The 11,512-nt window shown below is 37.4% G+C and carries 12 protein-coding genes; 3 read left to right on the top strand and 9 right to left on the bottom strand.

The genetic code is table 11. From position 1 onward, the window contains the following. Positions 1-73: 73 nt before the first annotated feature. Together CN326_RS24915 and CN326_RS03005 are read right to left on the bottom strand one after the other, a co-directional pair. Complete coding sequence (locus tag CN326_RS24915; RefSeq protein ID WP_483295625.1) at positions 74-904, bottom strand: DUF5667 domain-containing protein; 831 nt, start codon at positions 902-904, stop codon at positions 74-76. A gap of 330 nt (positions 905-1,234) precedes the next feature. After that, positions 1,235-1,720, bottom strand: coding sequence for a DUF1648 domain-containing protein (locus CN326_RS03005; protein WP_098306074.1), 486 nt, complete (start codon positions 1,718-1,720; stop codon positions 1,235-1,237). A gap of 209 nt (positions 1,721-1,929) precedes the next feature. On the opposite strand from CN326_RS03005, the gene CN326_RS03000 reads away from it, so the two are divergent. Continuing rightward, complete coding sequence (locus tag CN326_RS03000) at positions 1,930-2,145, top strand: spore germination protein (protein ID WP_098306072.1); 216 nt, start codon at positions 1,930-1,932, stop codon at positions 2,143-2,145. A 163-nt stretch (positions 2,146-2,308) separates the two neighbouring features. Here CN326_RS03000 and CN326_RS02995 read toward each other — a convergent pair whose 3' ends face one another. Beyond that, a complete protein-coding gene (locus CN326_RS02995; protein WP_098306070.1) occupies positions 2,309-3,565 on the bottom strand; it encodes a M48 family metallopeptidase in 1,257 nt (418 codons plus the stop codon). Positions 3,566-3,717: 152 nt separating this feature from the next. On the opposite strand from CN326_RS02995, the gene CN326_RS02990 reads away from it, so the two are divergent. Then, entirely contained in the window at positions 3,718-4,302 is a 585-nt protein-coding gene (locus CN326_RS02990; RefSeq protein WP_098306068.1) for an SCO family protein, read from the top strand. A gap of 331 nt (positions 4,303-4,633) precedes the next feature. Here the strand turns inward: CN326_RS02990 and CN326_RS02985 are convergent, their stop codons facing one another. The 5 genes from CN326_RS02985 to CN326_RS02965 all read right to left on the bottom strand — a co-directional run bounded on the left by CN326_RS02985 (position 4,634) and on the right by CN326_RS02965 (position 10,106). Further along, a complete protein-coding gene (locus CN326_RS02985; protein WP_098306066.1) occupies positions 4,634-5,539 on the bottom strand; it encodes an AraC family transcriptional regulator in 906 nt (301 codons plus the stop codon). A 138-nt stretch (positions 5,540-5,677) separates the two neighbouring features. Further along, on the bottom strand, positions 5,678-6,613 hold the full coding sequence (locus CN326_RS02980) for an ATP-grasp domain-containing protein (protein WP_098306064.1): 936 nt from the start codon (positions 6,611-6,613) through the stop codon (positions 5,678-5,680). A 91-nt stretch (positions 6,614-6,704) separates the two neighbouring features. Next, the gene (locus tag CN326_RS02975) at positions 6,705-8,237 is read right to left on the bottom strand and encodes a fatty acid--CoA ligase family protein (RefSeq protein ID WP_098306062.1); all 1,533 of its coding nucleotides are present in this window, start codon (positions 8,235-8,237) and stop codon (positions 6,705-6,707) included. 135 nt (positions 8,238-8,372) lie between these two features. Next, positions 8,373-9,362 (bottom strand): lipoate--protein ligase, encoded by a 990-nt coding sequence (gene lplA, locus CN326_RS02970; RefSeq protein ID WP_098306060.1) that lies wholly within the window; start codon positions 9,360-9,362, stop codon positions 8,373-8,375. Positions 9,363-9,371: 9 nt separating this feature from the next. Then, positions 9,372-10,106 (bottom strand): MBL fold metallo-hydrolase, encoded by a 735-nt coding sequence (locus CN326_RS02965; RefSeq protein ID WP_098306057.1) that lies wholly within the window; start codon positions 10,104-10,106, stop codon positions 9,372-9,374. Positions 10,107-10,296: 190 nt separating this feature from the next. Between CN326_RS02965 and yhfH the strand changes: the two genes are divergently transcribed. Beyond that, positions 10,297-10,425 (top strand): protein YhfH, encoded by a 129-nt coding sequence (gene yhfH / locus CN326_RS02960; protein WP_098306055.1) that lies wholly within the window; start codon positions 10,297-10,299, stop codon positions 10,423-10,425. Positions 10,426-10,465: 40 nt separating this feature from the next. Here yhfH and CN326_RS02955 read toward each other — a convergent pair whose 3' ends face one another. Then, on the bottom strand, positions 10,466-11,479 hold the full coding sequence (locus CN326_RS02955) for a LacI family DNA-binding transcriptional regulator (protein WP_098306053.1): 1,014 nt from the start codon (positions 11,477-11,479) through the stop codon (positions 10,466-10,468). Positions 11,480-11,512 lie beyond the last annotated feature (33 nt).

Below are 11,512 nucleotides of genomic sequence, written 5' to 3'. Positions count from 1 at the left end.
GTAATCCCCCTCCCCCCTTTTGCTTCAAATAGCAAAATGGTCACTAAAGAAGTGACCATTATACCACAATTTCTTACTGCTTATCTTCTTGCTTGTCGTGACCAACTTTTTTACCGTTGTCTTGATGATCATCGTTTCCTTGATGATTATTGTTTCCTTGATGATCATTGTTTTCTGTTTGACCCTTTTGGTTTGATTGCTCATGCTTCTCATGGGAAACAGCCGGTTGTGCTGGGTGCGCTGGTTGTGCCGGTTGTGCTGGTTTTGCTGGGTGCGCTGGCTGTGCTGCGTGCGCTGGCTGTGCCGGTTGCGCTGGCTGTGCCGGTTGTGCTGGCTGTGCCGGTTGTGCCGGTTGTGCCGGTTGTGCCGGTTGTGCCGGTTGTGTTGCTTGTTCTGGTTGCGTTACTTGTTCTGGTTGTACTGGCTGTGCCGGTTGTTCTGGAGTTACTTCTGTATTTTGATCTGCTTTCTTGCTTTCTTTTGCAAGAGCATTAGCTTGTTTTTCTTGTTCTTTCTCTATTTTAGCTGCAATCTTTGAAAAACTCTTCTCTATATTTTTGGCAATTGCAGCTTTTGCTTTCGGATTTTTCACTTTATCAAGCACTTTTGCTAATGCTTCGATGTTGTTTCCGATATGTACTTTTACTTTCGCTGCTTCTTTTTCTTCTTTGCTAACAGGCTTTTCTGTCTTTGTTTTCTCTTCACCAGCAGGCTNNTCTGTTTCTGCTTTCTCTTCACCTGAAAGCTTATCTGCTTTTTCTAAGTCCTCTGCCGCTTTTTCTAATGTATCTTGTGTAAGATCATCTTTTCCTTTTTCGTTTAGTACACTCGCCTCAGAAATTCGTTCCGCAGCTTGCTCAGACAATAGCTTCGCCTTCTCTAAATCGTTTGACGCAAGAGCCATTTTAATATCTTCCACCATCGTTTTCACGAAATAAAAGAAGTCGCCTTGTACTAAAGATGGTTTTTCTGTTTCCGTTGTTTTTACCGCGTCTGTGTTTTCGCTAGCATACGCTGCTGTTCCCATTAGAAACGGACTGCATGCCATCATAGTTACCATAGTACCTTTTAATAGTGCCTTTTTCATATAATTATTCCTCCATTTGCTTTCTTCACTATACATATTCGGAGGGAATGAAAGTTTTATAGGGGTCAAAAAAATATTTTTTTATAAAAATAAAAAGCTGACATTTCGTCAACTTCTTCATAGATTCATATTTAAAGGGTAATTTTTTCATATCATCCGTAAACTTCTAGCTATATAAAATATGATTGTACTAAATAATATAATGAGAAATATAACAAAAGAAATAGTAGGAAATCCAACTTCCCTTTGCATTGCAATTTGTGCATTTTCCCAAGTACTATATACACCAAATGTTATAATCTCAAGTTGTAACCACCCTAATAATGTACGCGAGTGAATATACAATCGTTGTTTTTGTTCTTCTGTAACATCGGAAGGATAGTTAAATAACTGAGGAAAACGACTTAAAACATGAAATAATACATATAATCCTAAGCCAACAATTGGATGAATAAAAATATTCCCCTTTCCACCAAATCTGTCCGCTTCTCCATTTAACCCAAAATGAGTTGGAATCCTATGCGGTAAAGACGGCCAAATGAATCCAATATATATAAGCATCACAACTATTCCAATAAGTGACAAACCATCTAACCATCTTTCAAGATTTGTTTTCTGAGCAATCTTTTTCATTTCTATCCCCCCTTGCTGCATATTTTTATTTTACTATATTTTCCACAAACAAAAAAAAGAATGTCCTATTATTATACTTATTTTTATGAACAAACTTTTTTTCAAAATAAACAGCATACAATAAAGTGAAACTTCCCTCAGTGGTTTTTTATCCCCCACTGATGGAAAACCCGTCCAATCAGGATAAAAATAAAAAAGAGGTGGAGAGCATGCCTGCAATTGTTGACAGCATTATCATTTCAAAATGTAATGGGAATGTAAATTTAGGTGACAAATACAATGTAAATCCTCAATTCCGAATTAAAGAACACCTTGGTTCTGGATCATCAAATGCAGCAAAAACACTAAAAATTTTTAATGGGGTTAGTACCGCAAATGTATTTGACTCTGATCTAAGTGATCAAGATATAACATTCACACTGTAAATTAGTGATTTAAACTGTAACAAGAAAAGAACAAGTAGATTCTAGTCTTTATAATAGACATCTACTTGTTCTTTTCGAATTTTGGTCTTAATAAAGTGAAACTTCCCTCAGTGGGGTCTTACTACCCGCGAATAGCGGGATAAACAATTGCTGTTTTTAACGATTATTTCCTCTTATACTCCTCAAACGTATGAATTCTCTCAAAAATTGGAGGATGCGTATACAAGAAAAATTTCACCAAAGCCGGCGGATTCACCTGACTTAAACTCGTCTTTGATAAATATTGAAATGTTTTGACCCCCGACTGATTATCCTTCGTCATGTCTAATGCATATTGATCGGCCGCTCTCTCTTCAATGCGCGATACGTAATTTGTTGCAGGACTTACCGCAAAGGAAAGCATAGAAGATATAAGAAAAAATAGTGGTAAAACTGAGAAACTAGCTATCTTAGAAATATGCAGTGTATCTCCCCACTTACGAATACACGCTTGAATAATGCGGTTAATAAGGTACATGCCAACGAAAGTTAAGGCAATATAACTTCCAACGCCCCAATATATATGCTTCATCACGTAATGACCCATTTCATGTGCCATAATAAATAATATCTCTTTATCTTTTAACTGCTCAAGTGTTGTATCCCATAAAACAATGCGAGAATTCGAGCCAATTCCCGTTACATATGCATTTAACGCATTTGTTTTCTCTGACATATTCACTTCATACACATGCTCCGCTGGAATATTTGCTTTATCTGCTAATGTTAAAATCTTTTTCTCGAGCTCCTTATTATGCAACGTGGAAAAATGATTATATAGCGGATCAATAACTACCGGCTGAATGAACGTTAAAAAGATGGTGAATGGAACCGAGAGCGCCCAGCCATATAGCCACCAACGTTTTGGATATTTTTTAATGAGCCATAATAGCACAGACACCGTGAGAAACATAAGGAAAAAGTTGATCCAAAAATCAAGCACATGTTCCTTTATCCAATTTGCCGTTGATTGCGTAGAAATGCCGTAATCAACAGACACTTGATGACCAATCCATTGCAGCGGCAATGATAGCGCTGTTGTCACAAGTGATAAATAAAACAAATAAATCGCAATTTGCAGTACCCGTACTTTTGTTGTATCTTTCGCCCATTTTTCAAACCGCTTTGATACACCGAAAATGAGTACAAATAATAAAACAATCCATTGCAGCGGCGTCGCTAAGAAAAATAATAAATTTTTCACCCGAGAGTAATCTTGACTAAGTGTCAGCTCCCTTGCATTCATAAATGTTGCTGGATCTGCACTCGTTCCTTTGTACATTTCTGGTATCATCTCATGATTCCATCCAAATAAATACCAATATATAAACAAAGCAAATAACACGTACAAAAAAAGTGCCCAGCTCATCACTTTTCGCATGTTTTCTCCTCCTCATCGCTGCCTGTCTATTATTATTGTAGTTCGTTCCTCGAAAAATAGAACAAGCTAATACGATGAATTGTCATGTAATATTCACTCATGCCTCCTCATTTTTCAGACTTTTCTTATAAAATAAAATTGGGGGGATTGGAATGAAAAAACTGTATATTACCTTTACGTTAGGACTTATTATCGCAATCGGGATTGGAATTTTTTATTTTACAAGTTACCGAAAAGTATCAGCGGAAATACCAAAGGGGATTGTTATGGAAGATGTAAACGGCGCATCTGTATCATTTGATCAATTACCGAAAAAATTAAAATTAGTAGAATTTATGTATACAAAATGCCCAGATATTTGTCCTGTTACAACATATAAAATGAAATATTTACGAGATGAGCTTGTGAAAGAGAAAGTTTTCGGAACAAAAATCGAATTTATTACAATTACCATTGATCCGAAATACGATACGAAAGAAGTGCTAGAACATTACTCCAAAACGTTTGACATGAAACAAACGAAAGGTTGGCACCTGCTGCGCGGCGATGAAGAAGAAACGAAACAATTAGCCGAATCTTTTAACTTCCGCTATCGCGATCCTGGAAGCGGCCTTTACATTCATACTTCAAACTCTTATCTACTAGATGAAAACAATCGTTTAATCGAAGTATTTGGTATGGGAGAACGCGGGTTTGATAGTAAACAAGTGTTAGAGAAAATTAAAGAGGAAATGTAAAAATACAAATTGAAAAACCGACAAAACCTTTTTTTAGGTGGGTAAGAGCATCTGGCCATGCCTAGAAGCGGTCAGGGCCTTTTCCTGCCACTGGCGAAGTTAAAACAAAGAGAGAAAGCAAGTGCAGGTCATTTTTTGTGCTGCATTGCAGCGATTTTTATGTTGAAAAATATCGCAACCTACCATATATATTGCTTCTATTGCAACAGACAAATAATACGATATCAGCGCTTTTCTGTATATATCGGCGCTTCGGCAATATTCAACATACGTACACAGTAAGAAACTGCTCCCCAGAGGCAAGTAAGTGTCTTTGGGGAGCAGTCTCTTTTTACTTTTTCTTTTGCACCGGTAACCAAATCTCTAGTTGTGCAAGCTCGTGCTTATCTGCATGGCACCGCTCATCATATAATTCAAACTCTACAACGCCAGAATGTTCGTAGCCAGAATGCGGGAACCACTCTGTAAAGATGGCATTCCACGTTTGCTGAATCGATGCTACCATTTCTTCGTGCGGAACTTTTGGCGTTGTAAATACAGCGTACGTTGCTTCCGGGAATGTACGGCACGTCATCTCGCTTGATACACCATCAAAGCTTGTTGCTTCCATTCCGATAATATACGTAATTTCCCCTGTTTCTAAATTAAAATCTGTACACATTCCTAATTCTACACATTCGTTCGTATGCTTACGGTTTGGAATATTTTCCGACAAATTATTTTGCAAATACTTTTCCCACATCGCTGGGATATCTTTTAGATTTTGTCCTTCTTTACTTGTTGTCTTCATTTCATACCCAATCACTTGAAAAGCTGGCTTTGTTTCTATACGAAATTCCATTTGGATTCCTCCTAAATACGGATTAAATTTCCGCTGCATCACATTCACTTTGGAATATAACGGCGTTCGAATCTCTTGCTTTCGATATGCACTCGGCGTCATATGAAACAGCTTTTTAAAGGCCCGCGTGAACGTTTCATGAGATTGAAAGCCATGCTCTAGTGCAACATCGAGAATTTTCTCCTCTGTATGAGAAAGCTGATAAGCTGCCCGGGCCAGCCTTCTCTTTCGTACATACTCCATTACAGAGTCTCCAACTAACGCTTGAAACACGCGGTGGAAATGAAACTCTGAAAATCCTGCAATACGAGCCAGATTCTTTAATGTTTGCTTTTCCATTACATCTTCTTCAATATAATCTATTACCTTTTGAATTTGTATTTCATAACTTTCCATCTCTGTTCACCTGCCTTATATGTATTATCATAAAGGGAACTGGAATTTTCTTCTTGATGTTTTTTGCTTTTATTATATAAAACTTTTAACTTCTTAATAAAAAGAAAGCTACCGATTAGCAGCTTTCTTCCCACTCTATTATAATTTCTCTAATTCACTGCCAAGAAACTTCGCAATCTCTAACATACCGTACTTCCCAACAACTGCTTCAGCGTCAGCATTATAGTTTGTGTTCGTATTAATATCATAAGTAAAAATTTCACCATCAGCATTTCGAATGAACTCAATGCCAGCGATTGCTATATTGTTAGCGGCCAAAACAGCCTCATATTTTTGAATAATTGGGTCGTTAAATCCTTCTACAATTTGAAACTTCGGTTTTTCCGGAGCTTTCTCGCCAACTGGACAGAACAAATCTCCAATTTGACAAGCATCAGCAGGGCATAATTCGAAACCTTTCGATGTATCGACTTGAACTGCATACACAAACTTTCCGCCTACAAACTCACAACGCGTAATATAAGGTTCAGGAGCTTGTATATATTCTTGAATCAACGTAATACCATCTACTGGCTCTTCAAACGCTGCGCTTTCTACATAATCTTTTAAAGAAGCAACAGACTGGAACAATTGAACTCCTAATCCTTTTCCAGCGCGGTTATGTTTCGTTATGAATGGACGTCCTTCAAATTGAGCTGCCGCTTCTATAATATGATCCTTACCAACAGCTGCGATTGTCTTTGGTGTACGAATTCCTTGAGCGTTTAGTGCCATATATTGTGCAACTTTACTTACTTCAAGTTGCAATGCTCTGCTTCCATTGAACACCTTTCGGTTATGTTGTTCTAACCAAGCAAGTACAGCAGCCGTAAGCTCCGGTGCAAAGCGGTGATTTCTCGTATGAGAAGAAGCGCTCATTCGGTTATAAAATACGCCTTCTGGCGGAACAGAAGAAAGATCAACAATACCTTCGTCTAAATGCCATTCTTCATATGGAAGTCCAAGTTCTTCCAACCTTTTTATAAGATGAGTTGTCCACTCTTTATTTTCATGAATAATGTGAATTTTCCCCATAGAAATACCCTCTTTCTAGATGTAATAGTTTCATTATACTATTTTTTCTGTACGGAAAAAGAAAAAGCTGTCTGTATGACAGCTTTTCATTCTACACTTGCAACGCCTTCTCTTTTAATGCCCTTCTCAAAATCTTTCCTGTCGTATTTTTCGGAAGTTCTTCTAAAAATTCAATACTACTCGGTACTTTATATTTCGCAAGATGTAATGAACAGTACGCCATAAGCTCTTCCACTGTAACAGCATTCGTTTTCAGTACAACATACGCTTTCACTGCTTCACCTAAACTTTCATCTGGAACACCGATGACAACAACTTCAGCAATAGCTTCATGCATATATAACACTTCTTCTACTTCGCGCGGGTACACATTATAACCGCCAACAAGAACGATATCTTTTTTCCGGTCTACAATGTAAAAGTAACCTTCTTCATCCATTTTTGCTAAATCACCTGTATACAGCCAGCCATCACGAATTGTTGCTGCTGTATCTTCCGGCGCTTTGTAATAGCCCTTCATTACATTCGGGCCGCGAACGATTAATTCTCCAACTTCGCCAACTGGTACTTCCTCACCCATTTCATTTACAACTTTGTTTTCCACATTCTGAACATTCGTTCCGATTGAACCAGGCTTACGCGAACGATCAAGCGGATTGAAACAAGTGACGGGCGATGCTTCTGATAATCCATACCCTTCCGAAACAATAACATCAAACCTTTTTTCAAAGTTTGTAAGAAGGGCAACAGGCATAGACGCACCGCCAGAAATACAAAGACGTAGCGTATGAACATCTTCTGCACTGGCATCCTCATATAAATATAAATAATTGTACATAGTCGGTACACCCGCAAATATCGTAGCTTCGTATGTACGACAAATACGAAATACCTCTTTCGGGCTAAACTTTGGCAACATTAAAATTGTTGCACCGTTTACAATTGGCGCATTGACTGCCACCGTTAAACAAAATACGTGGAACATCGGAAGTGCTGCAATCACACGGTCATGCTCTGAATACTGTAAATACGAAGCAACATCGCTTGCATTACTGTATAAATTTTTGTGTGTTAACATTGCTCCTTTTGGCTTTCCTGTCGTTCCAGATGTATATAAAATAACGGCAACATCTTCTTCTTGTATATCTGGACCTTGAAAAGCGAGATCTCCGCTGACTACTAAATTCGTAAACGTTTTCATTTTTTCAGTTTCTTCATGAGTTGAATTTGCTGAGGTTTCACAAATGATGATGTTCTTGATGGAAGGAAGTCTTGATGTAAGTGATTGCATAACTGGTAGAAGGATGTCGAGTGTGATGATTGCTTTAACGTCTCCATTTTGTAAAATGTAATATAGTTCATCTGGTGTATAAATAGGATTGACTGGAATAACGGTGGCTCCTGCACGCATTGCTCCGTATAAACCAATTAAAAAGTGCGGTGAATTCCCAACAATTAATGCGACATTATCCCCTTTGCCAATACCCATTTTTGCTAAACTACTAGAAAACTTAATGACTAATTCGTTAAATTGGTCATAAGAGACCGATTGATCCTGAAATATATAAGCCGGCTTGTTCCCTTTCATTTTCACCGTTTCGGCTAATGATTGAACGAGATTCACAAAACCCCCACCTTTTATAAAATTTAAAAAATTCTAAATACATTATATTAAAAGAAAATTAAGGGTGCAAGTTACATTTCATCAAACAAATATAAAAAACAACCATACGTAAGATATGGCTGTTTTTTTATCTACTTAAAAGAATAAAGATAAGAAATCTTCTTTTGTTATATTACCAAAATAACGTGGCACTTCTACATCTGCTAGCGCCTCAGCAAATGCTCCCTTATCAAATACCTTACCACTTAAACGCTCTTCGATGTCATGCACATCTTCAACACCGAAAAAGTCCCCGTAAATCTTACATTCTGAGACTACACCTTTTTGTACTTCTAACCGAACATCTACTTGTCCAACTGGGAAACGGTGTGAATGCTTCAAGTTAAATTTTGGAGACTTCCCGTAGTTCCATTCCCAATTCCGATAACGTTCTTCTGAGATTTTATGGATTTCTTTCCAGTCATCTTCCGTTAATTCGTATGTCGGGATTTCATTTTCCCCTTCAAAAATATTTTCTAAAAGGAGCTGTTTAAATTCTTCAATTGTAATTTTCTCATTTAAAAACTCCGCAATATTTGCAACACGGCTGCGAATTGATTTAATTCCTTTTGATTGAATTTTATCCATTTTTACATTTAATGCAGATACAACATGGTCAATTTCTGAATCAAATAATAACGTACCATGACTAAACATACGGCCTTTTGTCGCAAACTGAGCGTTACCAGAAATTTTTCTTCCTTCCGCTAAAATATCATTACGGCCGCTTAATTCTGCGTTAATACCTAATTTCCCAAGCGCTGCTGTAACAGGTTCTGTAAACTTTTTGAAATTGTTAAAGCTATCTCCATCATCTTTCGTAATAAAGCTGAAGTTTAAATTTCCTAAATCATGATACACAGCGCCGCCTCCAGAAAGACGTCTTACAACATGAATTCCCTTTTCACGTACATAATCAGCATTAATTTCTTCTACTGTGTTTTGATTCTTGCCAATAATGATAGATGGCTCATTGATGTAAAACAGTAAATACGTTTCGTTAATATTTAAGTTTTTCACACAATATTCTTCAATCGCTAAGTTAATCGTTGGATCTGTAATTCCTTTATTATCAATAAATAACATCATTTCACCTCAAGATTCCCAAACGTAACCGCTATGAGCAAGCACCGTGCGGCCGTTAAAAATTTGTTTTGCTTCCGCTACTAAATCAGATAAATTGCCTGTATGCGGCAAATGAGTTAAAAGCAGCTCTCCTACATTTGCTTGTTTTGCAATTTCTCCTGCTTCTGTACTATTCATATGCCCAGCTTTTGATCCATCTTGATGCGCATACATGTTACATTCACAAATAAATACGTCCGCATTTTGTGCAAATGAAACAAACTTTGGCATGTAACTAGAATCTGCTGTATACACAACAGTTTTCTCACCAGCTGTAATACGCATCGCAAAACATATAGCAGGATGCACCGTTTGTAAGAAGGAAATGGAAAATGGACCAATTTGTAATGTGTCCGCTGGGTTGTAAGGAACCCCTTTTGTATACGGTGTATGTGTTAACGATGCAAATCCTTTTGCATCAAAAGTATGGCCATAAATCGGCAGTTCTGGTAATACACCATTTGTCATACTTGTGATTAAGCGAGCATATTGAAGTACCCCAATATCAGCAACATGATCGTGATGATAATGTGATAACAGAACAGCATCTATATCAGAAGGCGTTATGTATTTTTGAAGCTGTGCTAGTACACCGCTGCCACAGTCGACGAGTAAACGAAAGCCATCGTGTTCAAATAAATATCCAGACGTTGCTTCTCCCGCTTCTGGAAAACCGCCCCAAAAGCCAACAACTGTCATTTTCATATGTGTTCATCCTTTCTAATCCATTAATCATTGTTTTACATGCTCTGTTTAACTTCCTATTCTCCATTCTTAACTATAATGGATTTTCTACACATTTTCATTATTTTCAAATTTGTTATAAAACAGTTGTTGACTTTAATCATTTGTACTAATACAATAATAGTAACAAATGGAAATGGAGGGATTTACCATGATAGATCAACCAATGGAGTTCTTCAGAAATTTACCGGCAAAAACTTGTTCCCAATGCGGAAGAGAGATTGATGAGCAACACGAAGCGTATCATAACAAATGCGACGATTGTACGCACGAAGAATAATAGATTGTAAACATAAGAAAAACCTAGCAGATATCATCTACTAGGCTGGCATCATTGTACCTTTCACCGTTGACCCTTTCACCAAGAGCTCCAGTTCAAACTCGTACACTTCTTTATTTCGATAATTTTTCGTATGAATTTTATCCATCATCAGTTCCACAACTTTACGCGCCATGTCATCAATTGGCTGATCGATTGTTGTAATACCTGAGTCTGTAATTTGTGATAAGAACTGATTATCAAAACCAACTACAGCTAAATCGTCAGGAATGCTCCAGTCGTGTTTGTTTGCTTCTGTGATAATTCCTGCTGCGACTTCATCTCCCCCTGCCAAAATAGCGGTAGGATTTTTTTTGTCTTGTAACAGCTCATAAAACATGTTTTTTCCATCCTCAACAGAGTAAGCGCTTTCAATGAAATCAATCGACTCAACTTGTTTGCTTTTCTCTGTTACAGCACGTAAAAAACCCATTTTTCTCTGCTGATTTATCACCTTTGTCTCTTTCCCCCGACAGAAGACAAGATGACGATATCCTTGATCTAACACATGCTTCGCTGCTATGTAAGCTCCTTGTGCATGATCAAAGTTTACAGTTGGAATGTTTGCTTCTTCAATATATTCATTGCATAAAACAATTGGTCCATGTTGTAAATAAGGCTCAACATCCTCCCACTGATTTTCAAGTGAACATAAAATAATTCCATCTACTTGTTTCGTAGATAACAATTGTAAATACTCCATCTCTTTTTCTGGTAAATATCTTGTTTGACAAATAATCAGTTTATATTTATGATCTGAAGCTACAATTTCAATTGCCTCAATAAATTTACTGAAAAAAGGATCTGTCACGCGCGGAACCAAAACTGCAATCGTTTCCGTCTTTTGCTTACGAAGTCTTCTCGCAGCAGAATTAGGAACAAATCCAAGGTGTTTCATCGCTAATTGTACTCTCTTTTTTTTCTCTTCCGATACATACGGATGGTTATTAATTACCCGAGAAACCGTTGTTCTTGATAACCCCGCTAATTTCGCTACGTCCTCGATAGTCGACACGAAATTCTCCCCCTTTGAATGAAAACGTTTTCT

Origin of the sequence: Bacillus sp. AFS018417, from assembly GCF_002560985.1 — a bacterium.
Taxonomy (GTDB): domain Bacteria; phylum Bacillota; class Bacilli; order Bacillales; family Bacillaceae_G; genus Bacillus_A; species Bacillus_A rhizoplanae.
The sequence above is the reverse complement of the archived record's forward strand: the minus strand, read 5'-3'. Positions and strand labels throughout refer to the sequence as shown.